Here is a 17,202-nt window from a genome sequence, read left to right on the forward strand (position 1 = left end):
CAATGTATAAATTCCCGCTCGTCAACACGCGCCGTTTCCTGATCCTCGCCGTCGCCGCACTGCCGGGCAGCGGATTTTCCCAAACACCGGAAACAGGGGGGGATGCAAAGAAGGAGGTGAAAAAACAGGTGCGCTTTGTATGCACCGGGATAGCCGAGGGCACGCCCGAAACCCTCAAGCTGCTGGGCAGGAGCGGGCTTCAGGACGTGGCGTTGAGCACGCGTTCACCGGGTGAGCTCCATGCCGTCCCGGCGGACGGCGTGATCCGGCTGGGGCTTGACTCGGGGGACCCGGAGAAACCGGTCAACCCGCTGGCGCTGGGGAAGTTGCCGGAGAATGTGAACCGGGCCACCGCCTTGCTTGTTGCCCGACCGGAAAAGCCCGACGGAACGAAGTACGCTCTGCTGCTCATTGACGACAGCAAATTAAAGGGAGGCTCGGTGTATTTCCTCAACATGACCAAAGGCAGGGCCGTTGTAAAGCTGGACGGAGAGCAGCTCGATCTGCCCTTGGGGAAACCCGTTATTTTCCGACCCAAGGAAGTCACCAAGGGGCGGAACAGCCCGATAGCCATCATGGTGGAGACCTACGACGACGGCAAAAAGGGTTGGCGCCCGCTGATGTCCTCGACCTGGCGTCTGCGCTCGACACGGATAGAAGTCTGCATCGTCTATTGGAACGAAGAATACAAACGCCCCTCCATCAAGGGACTGACGCTTTTTCCCATGTCCAACGAATCGCGCAGCGAGTGACGTGGCCAATCACCCTCTTGCCGCAAACAAGCGGTTTCGGGGGAAGGGGATTCCGTCGCGCCGGTACCACCCCACATTGGTGTTGCCGGGCCATGCGGGTCGCCAACTGGCATGCAAAAAAAACCAGTGCGTGAAGGTTGCCGGAGGGGCAGGCAGCCTGTAAGGTGCCCCTCAGACTGAGAACAACCATCAGACTGAGAACAACCATCAAACACAAACATGAGAACAAAATACACACTCGCAGCCCTTGCTGCAATGACACTCGCAGCGAATGCCGCAACGACAGCAGTGAACGTCAATGCGGCAAATAATTTCGGCAACGGCTATTTTGGCTTTGCCGTCAACCTGAGTTCCAGTGTTGTCACCGTCACGCCATCGGTGCCGACGAATTTTGACATCGCGTCCATCGAGCTTACCGGGCGTCCTGCGAGCGGTACCTACAGTTCGATGAAAATCGCGGTATACACCTATGTCGGTGACTCTGATATCGGTGATTTTGTGGGTCTCTCCGATGCCCAGACACTAGGCAACGCCACATCCGCGACGTTTAATTTCTCCGGCGTGTCCGTTGTTTCGGCAAACACTTACCAGTATCTTTTCGTGAACGCCGCGACGGTTAATGCAGACCTGGATGATGATGCGCTGGCCAGCTATCAGGCGCGCTCTGTTTCAAGCAGCTTGTCCATGTCTCCAAACGGATCCGTGCCCGCAGGATCGGGAACCTATAAGAACAATGCCATCAACTCATGGGAAGGCTCCTTCCTGCCCGAGTTTACTTTTACGGCAGTGCCCGAGCCATCCTCCGCAGCCCTGCTCGGTCTCGGCGGGCTTGCGCTGATCCTGCGCCGTCGCAAGTAATTGCGCGGTAAAAAATGAAGATCATTCATCCCAAGCCCGCTTCCTGCAAAGGGGCGGGCTTTTTTGAGCACCCAAACGATTATTCTGGAGCGATCACCATGTCAGGAAACACGCATAAATGCATCGGGCTGTTCCTGTTAGTTGCAAGCCAATGCCTCAACGCGGATGTTCCTGGAACCCGGTATGCATGGTACAAAGCTGATGCGGGAGTGACAGTGGATGCCGACAGCAATGTTGTCGGCTGGGTAGATCAGGTGGCGGGCGGGCAGGATCTTGACAGGGTCATCGGCACCCCAGGCACTGTTACCCTTGGTCGCAGTGGAGGAGGCACGGTTGGGGTGGTGTCGTTTGACGGTGCATCGGCTCTCTGGGCGTCGGCGGGAGACTGGGGTTCGGTGGCGGGAAACAGAACGGTGGTGCTGCATTGCCGCCTCAGCGGGGCGGTAGACGGTTTTCTTTTCGACGGCAGTACCAACCCGGGAAAAACAAGGGCGCAGGTTCGTTCTGGCTTCTGGCAGGCGGGTGTGCAGGACGCGGGTGCTTCGTTCGGTAGTGCGGATCCGGACACAACTGTGATATCAGTCGACACCTGGCAAACGCACATGTTCACCTACGCAGAGTCTGGTGGCTCAACTCAAGTGACTCACTACATTGACGGCAGCCAAGTGGGAACGCACGCCGTTGCGGTGGACACCAGCCTGGGAGGTCTTATTTTGGCTTCCAACGGAGGGACGGGAGGAAAACTCGCTTATGAACTGGCCGAGGTCATCGTCTATGCCCGTTCGCTTGACGTTTCCGAGCGCAGTGATGTCGTTAGCTACATGGAGGGACGGTGGGGGGATTTAATCGATTTGCCTATAGTTTATCAATCGGCAACGACCATTCAGAATCCCGGTAATGTTTCCATCTATGGGTTTCATGGGATTGCGGCATTAGCAATCACATCCACGGGGAACGCTCCGGCCTACGCATTGACCGCATTGGAGTTCAATTTGGGCGGTACCACGGACACGGGGGATATTGATGAAATACGGCTCTACTCAAGTGGTGACTCTGCCGTCTTCGATCCTTCACAAGCAACGCTGATCGATACGATCCTCCCACCGTTCAGCGGTACAATGAGCTTCAATATACGTGTTTCAGTGACTCATGCGGAGACGCACTTCTGGGTGGCGGTGAAAATGTCCGGTGATTCGGCTCTCGGCGATGTTCTGGACGCGGAAATCACCGGCTTCACCATCGATGGAGCTGACGCGGGCACCTATACGCCTGCCGTAACCGCCCCAGCGGGTGCGCTGACGATCAACTCACAGTTTTTCTCCACCATCGTCCGCGCAGGGGGAGACGATGGCGTGGCTGGCTTCCGTATTCCCGGACTTGCCACAACCGGCGCGGGAACCTTGGTTGCGGTATTTGATATACGCCATGACGGCTTTGGTGATCTTCCGGGAAATATTGATGTGGGGGCGATGCGATCCACGGACGGTGGCTTGACATGGAGTACGATGATCACGGTCATGGATTACGATGAAAACGTTCCAGGTTCATTTGGGAACGGAGTGGGGGATCCCAGCATTCTTGTGGATAAAAACACCGGGCGTATCTGGTGCGCGGCACTCTGGTCAAAAGGAAACAATGGCTGGAGTGGTTCTGGCTCCGGCTTGACTCCGGACGAGACCGGGCAGTATGTGCTGAATTACTCAGATGACGATGGGGTCACGTGGTCGGCACCCGTTTCCATCACCAGCCAGATCAAAAACGCAGCTTGGAAACTCTACTTTCAAGGCCCGGGAAAAGGAATTTGTATGCGTGACGGCACACTGGTTTTTCCATCTCAATACAGGGACGCCGGTGGAACACCCCGGTCCAACTTTATCTATTCTACCGATGGAGGTGTAACCTGGGCCAATTCCACCCCAGCGATCCCTTCAGGTAGCCCGTGGACGACAGAGTCTCAAATCGTCGAGCAGGATGACGGGAACTTACTCATCTCAATGCGAAACCATGACGGCAGCAAACGCCGACTGTGGTGTGTTTACTCCTGGAACCATGATACCGAAACCATAGCGGATGGCAGTTGGGGAACAGCATGGTATGACCAGACCGACCCCACTGTCATGGCGAGTGTGGAACGCTACCGGTCAAAACTTGATGGCCACCCGTATTCGGCGTTACTTTTTTCCAATCCGGACAATACCAATCGTTCAAAAATGAGCATTCGCCTCAGTCTGGATGAAGGTTTGACCTGGCCTTATAAACGTAAAATAGACGACCGCCCAGCCGCTTATTCCTGCATGACTATCCTGCCCGATGGGCACATTGGTATTTTTTATGAAACTGGTTCCAGTTCCTCGGTGGCACAGATGGAGTTTGCCCGTTTTCCGTTGGTATGGCTGGTTGGGGATACGGATACGGACTCCGATCAAATTCCCGATTTCTACGAGGATGCGGTGGGGTTGGAGAAACACAACGGAGCCGATGCCAGCCTCGACCCTGATCTAGACGGCATGAGCAACCTGGACGAATACCGCGCCCAGACGCATCCACTGGACAATGAATCCGTTCTAACGGCCTCTATTCAAAAAACGGAATCTGGCCTAGTGCTCACCTGGTCATCGGTGCCATTCTTATCCTACCGGGTGGAGGGCTCAGAAACCATGGCTGAGGGAACTTGGGAAGTGGTTCCGGGAATGTCAGAAATCAAGGCAGATGGCGTTAGGATGAGCATCACATTGCCAGCCGCAACGGGAGAGCGGAATTTCTACCGCGTTGTGACGCAACGAGGCTGAGCTACAGTGTGCTTGCCTTGACCCGGTAGAATTTTATGTCATCGGTGTCTGATGGAGTGAATACAAGATTACCACCGTTTCCAATGACCGGGTCTTGACCTGAAACAGGTGCCCAGGCATCGGTGATGCCTAGATCGTCCGACTCGTAGAGCGTGTATTGTCTATTTGGCGAAGTGTCCGGGACCGTGATGTCGTAGTTGTCCGGTGAGGTTGCCTCAATAGACTTGATTCTCAGGTGTGAGCTGGAATTGTTAGGGTCGGTGTCCGCCTGGTATTCCTCGGAGTTCGTTTTTCCATCCTTATCGTCGTCCTCTCCTGCGACTCCCGAAATAAAGTCATTGAAGTGGATATATTCCCAGATGTCGGGCATACCGTCGGCATCGGTGTCCGATGCCGGGGGGAGGTAGGCATTTTTGCTGTCCCAGCGGATGTAGTCGAAGGTGACATCAAAACTATTTCCAAACGTGCCTCCGGTGTAATCGCCAAGGATCATGCGTTCGTCTGCTCCTGATGAGTCGTAGCCCACGCCCGCCAGCGGAGTGAGTCTGACGTCATCCCGCCAGACGTGGTAAACACCATTGCCGGGGTCATGGGTGATCCTAAATGTGTGAAATTCGCCGTCTGTGTTATTGTGACTGATGTTGAATGTGTTGCTGCCGTTGTCTTGAGTGCGGTCGGCATAAACTTCCACCAAGATGCGATTGCTTCCTGTGCCTAGCCAGATCATGAAGCCATTGGGGTTGGTGTTGAATTTTACTCTCGCTTCCCAAGTCCAATGACCATCGTTTTCGTCTTGCCACTCAGTAGAGGTCCCTTCTAACCAGCTTCCGCCGGAGGATGTGTTTGTGATGGTAAGGTCGCTCGTGCCGGATGGGCTTGCAGAAACACCACCGACTGTTGACCAACTGTTGATAAACGAACTTCCGTCGTAAATCTCATTACCCTCGTAGCCACGGCAGATGTCGATGAAGTCGAAAGTGACATCAAATCCGTTTCCAAAGGTTCCGCCCGTGTAGTCGCCTAATAAGAGCCGGTCATCTGCCGCGGTCTGATCGTATGGAGCGCCTGCGGCTGGAGTCAGTAAAACGCCATCGCGCCAGAGGTGGTAGACATTCCCAGCCGGATCATGTGTCACCTTGAACGTGTGGAAATTGCCATCGAGGTTATTGTGGGAAGCATTGAAGCTGTTTGCCCCGAAGTCCTGTGTGCGGTCTCCATAGATCTCGACGAGGATGCGATGAGTGCCAGTGCCCAACCAAAGGATAAAACCATTGGCGTTTGCGTCAAATTTTAGACGGGTGCTAAGTGACCACACCCCGCTGTTGATGCCCGACCACCCGGTGCTCGTGCCGTCGATGACGTCACCTGCACTTCCCGGGTGGTGCAGGCGAAGATCATCCAAGCCAACAGGCGTGGCTGTGATATCGCCGGTGGCTGTCCAGTTGTTGGTATAGCTTCCCGTGTTGTAAATGTCATCGCCCTCGAACTTCAGACACCCGAGGTCTTCGCCGGCCTTGGCTTCCACACCGACAGGGGATGGGTCCGTGGTGAGCGATGGCATTTCGATGATGCCCAGCCCCCCGGAAATACGATTTCCGACATATTCCTCACCGGACGTGTTAGGGTGGATGTTGTCGTATGTTTGGCTAACAGGATCGTAGCCCGTGTTTGTTTCTATCACCCAGACGGATGAAGTAGAGGTTGACTTGGAGGCAGCGAGTGCCGGGAGTAGCGCGTTGAGAGTATCCACTGTGTTGTTAAAAGATTGATTGGTGTGCAGCGTCTCACTGATGAAGATGTTTATGTTCGCATTGGAGGACTGAAGTTGATCGATCATCGTGCCAATGTCATCGCGCACCTGCGCGGCAGAGCTGCCTTCGGAGATATCGTTGATGCCGATCATGATGACAGCTGTGTCAGGCGTATAGGCAGTATAGGGCGTGGAAACGCCTGTGCCGCTGGCTGTGGGATCGGGAAACGGAACCGTGGCTGTAGGGCTGCTGATGTCATATTGCTGGGGGCTAGCCTGGCCGGTCCAGTTTTCAATTGTGCCTTCGCCCCTGTTGTTGCTGCGACGGTTTGCAGGGAGGGGGATACGTCCGTTGATCCAGAACGCCCGCCAGCCGAAGTGCCCGTCGTGATTGTTTTCAAATGTCTGTCCGTTGACATCCGGGGTGGTCATCGGGCTATTGAGATATCCTCCGCTAATGCTGCCAGTGAACTTGTATCCGGCTGTTGTGCTGATTGGCACCCCCTGGTCGGCAAGGTTTTTGAATACTTGGTAGCGATAGCTCGGGTTGTCGCCATTGCCTCCCTGGGTGATCGAGTCGCCGATGAAAACAAGCTTGCCGTAGTGACGAGCGACGATTCCCGAGTTCAGAAAAGTCTGGGCGAAACGATTTCCGAGGACGATTTTGGCTGCCTTGTTCAGGTGTAGGTTATCTGGAGCCAGATTGCTTTGTTGATCCAGGTTCTCAAAATAATCGATGTAGCTTGTACTCGCTGCGATAGTAGCTTGGTTCGTCCGCGTGGTATCGTCATCAGCATTTCCCTGTGCCGTGATTCCAGCGCAGACGGTGTGCATAGATGCCGCATTGCTGAGGTCTGCACGTAGGTTGTCGGTAAGGGCTTTCAAGCGTGTACCAGCAGCAGCGGCTTCGGTGCTGTTGTCACTTTCGCCTTGCAGGTAAAGCAGGCCCACGATTTCAAAGGTATGGCCATTGTTGGTCAGTTCCGTGGTTGCCGTATTCACCGTCGCTATCACGTGGTCATACATATGGTCGTCCACTGAGTTTTTCAGCCAGTAGGTGTTTCCACCGCCGCCCCGGCTTGCCTTGATGATGCCGAAGTTCCTGACACCTGCACGGTAGAGCGTGCGACCAAATTCCATTTCCGGCCCCCAGTGAGTGGCACTGCCGGCATAGACCCCACCCTGTTGATCTTGGAGCGTGGTGAAAACTCCACCCGATGTGCCGATGGTGGTCGTGGCATTCTCCACGTTATGCCAGAAAAATTTTACATGCTGGTCAGCGGGGTCAGTGCCCGATGTGGGATCGGTTTCCCCGCCATTGGTGGTTCCCAGGGAGTTTGACTGACCGGTCAGGACAAAGAGCTTGTAGTGGGTCGCTTGGGCGACTGTTGAGAACAGGATAAATAGGAACAGGGGCAGCAGCGGTCTCATAGGGAAAGCGTATCATTCCGCGTGTATGAGGCAAAGGGATGCAACTGGTAGGATGTCCAGACCTTTGAATCTGTATTTCTGTTCAGGATTCTTGCTTCCTAATGGTGTGGTAGACAAGCTGCAGCACATCACAGGAAAAGACATGAAGAACGCACTCATTACTGTAATCATCTCATTTGCAATCATTCCTTTGGTTTTCGGATCCGAGAGCATGGGTTCAACGAAGAAACTCAACCATATCTATATGTGTGGTAAGGATGGTTACAAATCATGCCGGGTCCCAGCACTGCTCCCAATGCCCCAGACGGTGGAGTGGGCCGACGGTGCTGTGGTTCTGGACAGGGTGAAATTGAACGTTGCCCCGCTCAAAGGAAGTCCGTTTCGGGCATCTAGGATGCGTGCTGAACTGGATGCGTTGTTAAAAACGAACAAAGTGCCCGTCACTCCGGACGCCAACAAGTCCATTACGCTTAAACTGGGTGAAATTTCCACTCCTCAACATTGGCAGGGACAGAAAGACGCGGCTTACTCTCTCACGGTGAGTCGGCAAGGTGTGGTTATCACGGCAAACACGGTGCTGGGTCTCTATCACGGTGTGCAGACACTGCGCCAACTGATCGTGCGCAAGGACGGCATGGCAAGCGTCGCGGCGTGTAAAATCCACGATTACCCCGCATTCAAAATCCGCGGACTGATGCACGATGTTGGCCGCAATTTCCAATCGATCGAACAGTTGAAAATGCAGATCGATGTTATGGCGGCGTATAAGATGAACGTCTTTCACTGGCATCTAACGGACCATTTCGGCTGGCGGTTGGAGAGTAAGAAATACCCCGGTCTGCAATCAGCCAAAGCCTTCGGTCGGCACGCAGGTAAATTTTACACGCAAAAAGAGTTTAAGGAGATGTCCGACTACTGCTGGGCGCGCGGCATCATCATCATCCCGGAGTTTGACTCCCCGGGGCACTCCGAGGCATTCCGCCACGGTCTCGGTATCAAGAACATGAAAGATCCGCGAGCACTGGAGGCGATGACCGGCCTGATTGATGAACTCTGCACCCTCGCTGACAAGGAGCGCATGCCCTACATCCACGTGGGCACCGACGAGGTGCGGCAGAAGGACGAGTATGTGAATGCCGGTTACCTACCGGCGCTGCACAAGGCGATCCACCGGAACGGGCGCGAGGTCATCGGCTGGTGGAAGGGGATGCTGGTGAAGGGCGACAAAAGGCAGATCCTGCAAACCTGGGCAACTTCGTCTCCGGTCAAGGGCATGCGCCATATCGACTCCCGCGCGAACTACATCAACCACCTGGAGGCGCTCGACTTTGCCCCGCGCATGTTTTTCCAGCAGCCGTGCCGGGTTCCGCATGGCGATGAGATCCACCTCGGCGGCATCCTCGCCCACTGGCCGGACAACCGGGTGGACGATGAGAGACTTTCACTGACTAACAACCCGGTGCTGCCAGCCATGGTGGCCTACTCGGAAGCCGTCTGGAAAGGCATCGCCAGGGACCGGCCGGAGTTCTGGGCAAAGGTGCCGCCCAGGGGATCGGCGGAATACCAGGCCTTTGCCGATTTTGAAAACAGGCTTGCCGAGCAGCGGAACCGGTTTTTTGCGGGGAAACCCTTTCCCTTTGTCAAGACCCACCAGATGGAATGGCGCTTGTTAGGGCCTGTGGCGGATAACGAAGTTACTGATCTGGAAAAGGGCATCATCAAGGATATTTATCACGCGAATAATGATGTCTATAGGTGGACCAAACCACTGCACGGCGGAGCCATCCACGTGAAGCACTTTTTCGGTTTTCCCGGTCACCTGAAGACTTTCCGAAAGGGCAAGGAGGTCGTCTGGGCAAACACCTACATCCACAGCGACAAGGATCAGAAAATTGATGCGTGGATCAGCTTCAACACCACATCATCATCCGACAACCGTGCGGGTGTGGCCAAGGCTGGGAACTGGAATGCCAACGCGTTGTGCAAGATCTGGATCAACGACCGACGTATCGATCCTCCCAAATGGAAGAACCCTGGAAAGATGGGCAAGGAGTTTGCGTTCACCGATGAAATCTACACCAGCAGGCCGCCGACAAAAATCCACCTGAAAAAAGGCTGGAACAAGGTACTTGTGAAATCAGCTCCGAGCTGGAAATGGGTGTTTTCCTTTTCACCGGTCCAGATTCGGGACGGGCAAGTTAGAGAGGTCTCCGGCCTGAAATACTCGACCCGTCTGTCGAATTAACGTAGCAAATGCGCATCGTAGCCGGCGTGGATGAGATGCTGCATGGCATCCAGTACCTCGGCAGGCACATCCTGTTCGATCATGAATCCCCGGCTGGGATACTCGATGATGCGCTGCAGGTCGCCGATCATGATGGCGGTGACTTTTTCCTTTGGAAAGTCGGCATTGCAGTAGCTGTCAAAATCGAGCCGGGGGCTGGTGACTTGCACATTGATTTCCGGCCACTGGGCGCGGATGGTAGCGAATGTGCGGCGCTCCATGTAGGGTTTCTGCACCGCGATGGCGGAGTTAGGATCGATGCCTCTGGACGTTAGAATTTCTTGTGTGAAGGCGACGTTTTCACCGGTGTTTGTGGACTTGTTTTCGATCAGGATGGAATCGGCGGGCACGCCGAGTTCGATGGCTCGCTTGGCAAAGAGATCGGCTTCGGGTTCAGGGAAGGAGGCCTCGGTAAAATTACCAAGACCGCCCGACATCACGATGACCGGAGCCAGCCTATCGTGCCAGAGTTCGGCAGTCCGGTCGGCGACCCGGAGATCATGGCTGCCCAAGGCCCAGATGATATCCGCCTCTTTAAGTGTGTGGCCGAGCTGATGGTAATTCCAAACCGTCGCCATGGCCCGATCAATTTCACTTTGGTGCAATGGTTTCATGGGCTAGAACTTGAGGCGAAAGGGAGCGGCCGGAAGTCCGGCGGCGTTGATGAGATTCGAATCGGGATTGTTTGCCCATGCGTATCGGATGGCTGTGGGGCGTCCAACTTTGGCACTTGATATTACAACCTTGTCCTCGGAAATGGTTGCCTTTGCAGGATGAAAAATATCATCGGCACCAGCCAACTCAAATGCTCGCGGACTTTTTCCATCGGATGTTGCCAAACCCACAGCATGGATGAATGTGATGGTAACGGCTCCTTGGTGGATTACATGATTGTCAGGTTCCGGTCCCCGACATGCGATTGGCTTGCCATAGGTTTGGTGGAGGGCTAATCGAGCGAGTCGGTCGCCCACCGGTTTTTTGTCAGGCGGATGCACATTGCTCGGGTGACCGAGGTCGATCGTGACGGCCATGCCAACGTTTTTGAGATCCTTGGTAACATCGTGCTGCATTTCGCGGAACAGCGCCCACGGTCGGTTCAGTCCGGGAAGTTGCACGTGATAGAACGGAAGTGTTTCATCTTTCCAGTGGCGGCGGTATGCGTTTACCAAAGCGACGAGCTTACGGTGATTGACTTCTTTCGGGGTGGCTTTACCTGGACCTCTATCGAGGGTGGCGTTGGATTCTCCCTGGTACCAGATAATGCCTTTGACCGGATACTGGAGCAGGGGATCGATGCCCGCTTGCCAGAGGAATGTGGGTGCGAACGGGTGGGGTGGGTCTTTGCCTTGTTCAGGATCTGCCAGCCAGTGGCTGATGTTGAGGGCGGCACGTTGCCTGCACCATTGAGGGTAGTCAGGGTTTTTCCACCATTCGCGCAGAAGCGGTTTTAGTTTTTGATCCGATGTAAACGCGTCTTCAGGCAGGTGGGCTTCGATGGGTGAGCCACCGACGGGTAGGGCGATGATGCCGACCGGGACATCGAGTTTTTCCCTGAGCATTTTGCCAAAAAAATAGGCGACCGCTGAAAAATGAGCGGCTGAATTTTCGGTGCATGTTTGCCAGCCACCGCAACGGTAATAATTTTCGCAGTTAAGTTGAGTGAGGAAATCCCGCGAATATTTTTTGCTGTCTGGGTGGAGTGTTCCTTCATGGAGAAGTAGTCGCAAGTGTGGGTCGGCACATGATTTCAGCTCCTCCTTGCCTCCGGTGGAGTCCTTGAGCATCCATTTCATGTTCGATTGCCCGGTAGCGATCCACACTTCGCCAGCGACGAGATTCTCGCGTGTAATGGTTACACTTTCGGTTGCCACGGTGAGAGCAAATGCACGGTAAGATGCTTTGACAGGCTTGAAAATAGCTCGCCAATTTCCCGCGGTGTCTGTCGTGACGGCTTGTGAAACCTCGGCCAGACGCACGGTGACTTTTTTGCCTGCATCCGATGTGCCCCAGACAGTAACGGGTTTGCCTGCTTGTATGACCGCGTGATTGGTAAAAACATCAGCGAGTTTCAGCCCGGCGGTCGCCAGCGGCTGAGCGGTCAGCCAAACGCAGATAATTATATTGAAACGCAGCATGCTGGTGTCAGCCTAGGAAATAAATCACCGGCTTGGCGATACCACATAAGTGGTTGGCAATAACCACCAGATGGTGATGTTTGTGCCCGGTTGTTGGTGGAGTTCAGATTTTTTGCACGCTGCCACCTGGATAGTATTCCGGCATCAGGAGTTTTGATGGGAGGGTTTTGTTGTTTTCCAGTAGTGCGGTGGCTTTTTTGAGAACGGTGCGGGCAAAGGTCGCCGGGTCACTGTGGTAGTGGGAAATAGTCGGAGTCAGGTAAGGATACCACGGCTCGTATGAGAGGGAAATATACGAGATGTCCTGTGGGATTTTCAGCCCGTTCTGGGCGAGCCAGGAAATGGCGCTCAGGGTGTGTCGGGAACGTGTTCCTACCAGTGCGGTTGGCGGGTCCTTGAGTTTGAATGCCCTGGCGAGTACGTTCTGTGTACTGCCAGGCTCCGCCTGATCGATCATGGTGTGGACTGTGCCCGCCACATTGGATTGCTCGACGGCGCGCCGCAGGCCATCTTCCGTTGCTTTAAGTCCGGCAAGCTTGGCGTCCGGCATCAACAGGCCGACGGAGCGGTGCCCGTTGCGTGTCAGGACACCACCTGCGTGGAATGCCGACGCCTGCCAGTCTTCGTCAATGGACGGGATGTCGATTCCCACATTGGAATATCCGCGGATAATCGATGCCAGCTTGTTCTTTTGAAACCATTGCTGTACCTGCAGTGGGCACTGGTAGAGAATCCATAAATCGAATGCATTGTCGTCAACCAGTTGTTGAAGCCTCAGAGCCGGGTTTTTGATGTGGAACACCCCGGGGCTCAAATACTCAAGTTCATACCCACGATGGTTGAGAAGTTCGCGCAGCGTATCCAGCTCGATCAGCATCCATGGCGGTAGCTCTTGCAGTTTCTTGGGCGAGAGGAATGCGATGCGAGGCGTGCGTTTCGCTTTGTCTCCCTGCTGTTTTTTAAGAATGGATCTTCTCTGGCCGTGTGTGCGTGGTGAGACGGCTTTTTGTGATTCCAGGATGTCGAGCGCGGCCCGCAAGGTGTCGCGGCCGATTTGCAATCGGCTTGCCAGTGTGCGTTCTCCTGGAAGTGTGTCGGTCAACTCGCCGGAGCTGATCATTTCCAAAATGATTTCGGCAGTTTGTGCCGGTAGGGAATGGCGTTGGGGTAAGCGTGGCATCAGCGCAGCCTACATCTTACTGGTATTTTTATCAAACCAGAAATTTCAGTGGCCGTTCGCCAGATGTTTTTCGATCAGTTGCCAGCAATAGAGCTGCATCCTGGGCAAGTGGAAGGGGCCCTTGAAGTGGTTGCCCTTCATGTCGGAGGAACGCCGTCCGTCGCGGTGCAGGTAGCCGAACCACTCGCCGTGTTCTTGATCGTGGAAATGTTTGTGCGCGTAGTCGTGGACCATCTTGTGCCAGCGTGCGTATTTCTCATCGCCGGTCATCGTGTAGGCGAGCAGCGTGGCGATGATCGCCTCGCACTGGGGCCACCAGAACTTCATGTCATGCCAGTATTCCATCACCGGTTTGCCGGTGGGATCGCGGAAGTAGATGATACCTCCGTGCTCCTCGTCCCACCCCTGCAGCCATGAGTAATCGAGCATTTTCAGACCCAGCCTCAATAGTTTTTCATCGCCGCCGCGTCGTTGGGCCTCGTGTAAAATGAACCAGGCGCCCTCGATCGCGTGGCCAGGCGTGATCGTGCGCTCCTGCAGGTGGTCAATCAAACTTCCGTCAGGCGCCGTGCATTCCAGCACACATTGCAGTTCGTCATGCACACAGCCCTCGATCCCGCTGATGAAATCGTCAATTTTTGATGCTGCGAAATCATCCCCTACGGTATCGCAAAGTTGCTGCGCCACGTTGAGGAATATCATCGGCACACCAAGGCCTTTGGCTGGGCGCTCAGCGGTAAACTTCGGGGGTAGGGGACGCGTGCCGTCGGCATATTCGGTGCAGCGCCTGAACAGATCCCTTGCCTCTTGCGCGAGGGCGTCGTCATTGCTGGCCTTGGCGTATTGGGCGAAGGCGGCGCAGGCAAATGCCTCGGAGAAAAAATAACGCCGCTTGCGCAAGGGGCGGCCATCGCGGGTAAGGAGGAAAAACATCCGGCCATCGTCGTCGAAGCCATGTTGCCGCAGGAAGTCGATACCGGTTCCGGCGCCATCCAGCCAATCCGGCCGGGCCTCCACGGTGTTGTAAAGGCCGCCGAGGATCGAGCTGAACCTGCCCTGGAACCAAACCGATTTGTCGTCATCCAGCAGCGAGCCGTCCCGGTCGCGCATCAGCAGGTAGCCGCCGTGCTCGGTATCGATCGACCGGGGGAGCCAGAACCTCAACGTGTCATCCAGCAGGCTGTCGCGGTAGAAATCGCGCAGACCTGTTAGTTGTTCCCGGGTGTATGAGGACATCGCTGGATGATGGTTAGCTGTGGATGTTGAGCCCCTTGACCTGCTCGGGGTTCGCGGGCAGGAAGATGGAGCCAACCAGGCCGACGCAGCAGGTGGTGACAAAACAAATCAGGCCGTTGAACAAGCCCCAGATATGGGTGGCTCCCGCGTTGTTGGTGAGATGCACAATACCCAAACCGACGGCTCCTGCGATGGTGCCGATGAGTGCCGCCCTGCCACTCACCCGACGGGTAAAGATACCCAGGGCGAACAGTGCTGCAAGAGGCCCCATGGCAAAGCCGACAAAGATGTTGAAGGCGTCAAAGGCCGACTTGATGTTGCCCGCGCTCACCAGGCAGGCACAGGCGACCCCGAGGACACCCAGGATGACCACCACATAGCGGGCAACGGACAGCCGTTTCCGGTCCGTGCTGTCGGGGGAGATCACCCTGCCGTAGTAGTCGGTGACAAATGTCGTGGCCACGGAGTTCAGCGAACTCGAGATCGTGGACTGTGCCGCGGCAAAGACCCCGGCGATGATCAGTCCGGCGATGCCTACGGGAAGGTTTTGCATGATGAAGAACGGCAGGATGCCGTCGTTTTTCGCCATGGTAGGGTCTAACAGTGATGGGTGGTGTTGATAGAAAACGTAGAGGGCGGTGCCAAGTCCGAAGAACACCGCAGAGCCGACAAGGGTCATGAAAATGTTCAGCCACAACGACCGGGCGGCTTCTTTTTCCGTCGGGGTGGTCACGTAGCGCTGCACGACATCCTGCCCCGATGTGTAGCTCGGTAACGAGGCGAACAGGAAACCCAGGAAAATCAACCAGCCTGACCGGGTGGATGCGCTGAAGTTCTTGGCTGCGTCCAGTGACCAGTCGGCGGTGAGGAATTTGCCGTCGCTGGCGGTGGCGGTGATCGCGCCCAAACCGCCATCGACCTTGCTGACAACCAGTCCGAAGCAAAGCATCGCCCCGCCGATGAGAACCAGCGCCTGGATGGCGTCTGTCCACACCACGGCTTCGATGCCTCCCATCACGGTGTAGATCACGCACAGCATGCCGATGGCGATGATGGCGAAGTAAATGTTCATGTTGGTCACGCTGGAGAGCGCCAGGGCGGGCAGGTAGAGGACGATGGCAATGCGGCCGACGTGGAAGATCATGAACGAGGCGGATGCGATGAGCCGGATCGCCAGATTGAACCGCGCCTCAAGGTATTCATAAGCCGATGTCAGGTTGAGTTTTCTGAAAAACGGCAAGTAGAAGAACACCACGAGCGGCACCAGGACAAGGATCGGCCACTGACCGATCCAGCGGTTCCAATCGCCACTGTAGGCCACTGCCGGGATGGCCATGAAGGTGATGGACGAAAGAATGGTCGCAAAGATGGATAGGCCCGCCACCCACCACGGGACGCGCTGGCCGCCACGGAAATAATCGTCCGTCGTTCGAGCCGATTCCTTTTTCATGAACCAGTAACCCACTGCCACCATCCCCATGAGATAGATGCCCACGACCGTCCAGTTCACGGCTCCGAATGCCGGTCTGTCGGCGGCCACCTGACCGCCGCTGACGGCGGGGGTGCGCAGTTTCGGGCTCCACTCTCCCGATGGAACCAGAAAATCCGCGCCGTCAATGACGACCGGAACGGTGACTGTGGCGCGGACATTGTCAGGGATTTCTCCGAACCTGGCCCAGGTGTCGGTAACGCTGTGATAACCCAGGATGGTGCGTGAAAACCCCGGGTGGTGAAACCCCTGGCGGCTTTCGTTCAGGCTGGGATACTTGTCCTTGTCCTGCAGCCCGCGCAGAAAATCCACCGAAACCCCGCCGAGCACCAGCAGATGGGAGTATCCCGCCGGGACAGCCGGCGAGGGTGCAGCCGAGATCCCCATGGGCAGGTCGGCGATCCGTTTCCAGGTGTTGGTGCCGGGCGCGTAAACATAGCAGTCGCGGAAAAAATCGAGCCCGTGGATTTCGTTGATATCCACCTTGTGCATGGTGGTGTCCGACGGGTCGCGCGCCGAGCGGCCGCCAAAGACATAGACTTTTCCGCCCATGCTTCCGATGGTGTAGTTGCCGCGTGCGCGTGCAGGTGTGCCATCGGCCCGCTGCGGCCAGGGGAGCGACTTCCACTGCCATGCGGCGGCGTCATGATCCGAGGTGTCGAGTGCCAGAAACTGCGGCTCGGACCCCTTCGGCGAGTCACCGGAAAACACATAGACCGTCTTGCCCACCAGGGTGGCGGCGATGTTGGTCACCCCCACCGGCAGGTCCGCCAGGGGTGCATATTGAATGGCCCCGCCGGGGGATGTAATTCGATAGACCTTTGCCGAATGACCCGCTCCATCGGTCCCGGAGTTGCCGCCGATGAACAATGCCGAGTGGTCATGTGGCAGGGAAACCGACGCCCCGTACGCCAGTGCCTGTGGCAAGGGTGTGGCGGCCTTCCACCCGCCGTCGGGGGACAATCCCCCGGGGCCCAGTGACAGGGCGAATGCACTCCGATGGAAGACCTTGGGCTGGCCGCCGTCCGCATTTTTTGCCTCATCAAATGGATTTTCATAAGGGAAGTTGGCACCTCCCGCGAAGACGAGCAGCCTGTGTTCATCTTGTCCGACGATACCGGCAAAGCCGCCTGCATATCCATGCTTGTCCGGCAGCGGTGGCACCGTGGATGACCATTGGATGGCTTCACCCGCCATCGCCGCCGCACAACTGAAAAGAATCCCGGGGAGTATGGCGAGGCGCATGGTGTGGTTGGCTGTGGTGTGTGTTTTGGAAACGTAAAAAAGCTGCCTCACGC

General features: G+C 55.9%; 10 protein-coding genes. 4 read left to right on the plus strand and 6 right to left on the minus strand.

From position 1 onward, the window contains the following. Positions 1-2 precede the first annotated feature (2 nt). The 3 genes from H7A51_19900 to H7A51_19910 all read left to right on the plus strand — a co-directional run bounded on the left by H7A51_19900 (position 3) and on the right by H7A51_19910 (position 4,399). Entirely contained in the window at positions 3-752 is a 750-nt protein-coding gene (locus H7A51_19900; protein ID MCP5538480.1) for a hypothetical protein, read from the plus strand. Between the two features lie 219 nt (positions 753-971). After that, the gene (locus tag H7A51_19905) at positions 972-1,610 is read left to right on the plus strand and encodes a PEP-CTERM sorting domain-containing protein (GenBank protein MCP5538481.1); all 639 of its coding nucleotides are present in this window, start codon (positions 972-974) and stop codon (positions 1,608-1,610) included. Between the two features lie 98 nt (positions 1,611-1,708). Beyond that, entirely contained in the window at positions 1,709-4,399 is a 2,691-nt protein-coding gene (locus H7A51_19910; GenBank protein ID MCP5538482.1) for an exo-alpha-sialidase, read from the plus strand. A 1-nt stretch (position 4,400) separates the two neighbouring features. Here the strand turns inward: H7A51_19910 and H7A51_19915 are convergent, their stop codons facing one another. After that, complete coding sequence (locus H7A51_19915) at positions 4,401-7,580, minus strand: hypothetical protein (GenBank protein ID MCP5538483.1); 3,180 nt, start codon at positions 7,578-7,580, stop codon at positions 4,401-4,403. 295 nt (positions 7,581-7,875) lie between these two features. Here H7A51_19915 and H7A51_19920 point away from each other — a divergent pair, with 295 nt between their 5' ends. Continuing rightward, complete coding sequence (locus H7A51_19920; GenBank protein MCP5538484.1) at positions 7,876-9,825, plus strand: family 20 glycosylhydrolase; 1,950 nt, start codon at positions 7,876-7,878, stop codon at positions 9,823-9,825. Here the strand turns inward: H7A51_19920 and H7A51_19925 are convergent. From H7A51_19925 to H7A51_19945, 5 genes are all read right to left on the minus strand, one after another. Further along, positions 9,822-10,478, minus strand: coding sequence for a YdcF family protein (locus H7A51_19925; protein MCP5538485.1), 657 nt, complete (start codon positions 10,476-10,478; stop codon positions 9,822-9,824). The two genes, H7A51_19920 and H7A51_19925, sit on opposite strands and share 4 nt — an antisense overlap. 3 nt (positions 10,479-10,481) lie before the next feature. Beyond that, positions 10,482-11,999: a hypothetical protein gene (locus H7A51_19930; GenBank protein ID MCP5538486.1), complete on the minus strand. Its 1,518-nt coding sequence runs from the start codon at positions 11,997-11,999 to the stop codon at positions 10,482-10,484. A 103-nt stretch (positions 12,000-12,102) separates the two neighbouring features. Beyond that, complete coding sequence (locus tag H7A51_19935) at positions 12,103-13,179, minus strand: substrate-binding domain-containing protein (GenBank protein MCP5538487.1); 1,077 nt, start codon at positions 13,177-13,179, stop codon at positions 12,103-12,105. A 45-nt stretch (positions 13,180-13,224) separates the two neighbouring features. Further along, the gene (locus tag H7A51_19940) at positions 13,225-14,415 is read right to left on the minus strand and encodes an AGE family epimerase/isomerase (GenBank protein MCP5538488.1); all 1,191 of its coding nucleotides are present in this window, start codon (positions 14,413-14,415) and stop codon (positions 13,225-13,227) included. A gap of 13 nt (positions 14,416-14,428) precedes the next feature. Beyond that, on the minus strand, positions 14,429-17,149 hold the full coding sequence (locus H7A51_19945) for a sodium/solute symporter (protein MCP5538489.1): 2,721 nt from the start codon (positions 17,147-17,149) through the stop codon (positions 14,429-14,431). Positions 17,150-17,202 lie beyond the last annotated feature (53 nt).

The organism is Akkermansiaceae bacterium (assembly GCA_024233115.1).
Classification (GTDB): Bacteria; Verrucomicrobiota; Verrucomicrobiia; order Verrucomicrobiales; family Akkermansiaceae; genus Oceaniferula.

Coding starts and splice junctions, on each gene's coding strand:
- H7A51_19900 (MCP5538480.1), top strand. CDS start 3: ATGTATAAATTCCCGCTCGTCAACACGCGCCGTTTCCTGATCCTCGCC.
- H7A51_19905 (MCP5538481.1), top strand. CDS start 972: ATGAGAACAAAATACACACTCGCAGCCCTTGCTGCAATGACACTCGCA.
- H7A51_19910 (MCP5538482.1), top strand. CDS start 1,709: ATGTCAGGAAACACGCATAAATGCATCGGGCTGTTCCTGTTAGTTGCA.
- H7A51_19915 (MCP5538483.1), bottom strand. CDS start 7,580: ATGAGACCGCTGCTGCCCCTGTTCCTATTTATCCTGTTCTCAACAGTC.
- H7A51_19920 (MCP5538484.1), top strand. CDS start 7,876: ATGCCCCAGACGGTGGAGTGGGCCGACGGTGCTGTGGTTCTGGACAGG.
- H7A51_19925 (MCP5538485.1), bottom strand. CDS start 10,478: ATGAAACCATTGCACCAAAGTGAAATTGATCGGGCCATGGCGACGGTT.
- H7A51_19930 (MCP5538486.1), bottom strand. CDS start 11,999: ATGCTGCGTTTCAATATAATTATCTGCGTTTGGCTGACCGCTCAGCCG.
- H7A51_19935 (MCP5538487.1), bottom strand. CDS start 13,179: ATGCCACGCTTACCCCAACGCCATTCCCTACCGGCACAAACTGCCGAA.
- H7A51_19940 (MCP5538488.1), bottom strand. CDS start 14,415: ATGTCCTCATACACCCGGGAACAACTAACAGGTCTGCGCGATTTCTAC.
- H7A51_19945 (MCP5538489.1), bottom strand. CDS start 17,149: ATGCGCCTCGCCATACTCCCCGGGATTCTTTTCAGTTGTGCGGCGGCG.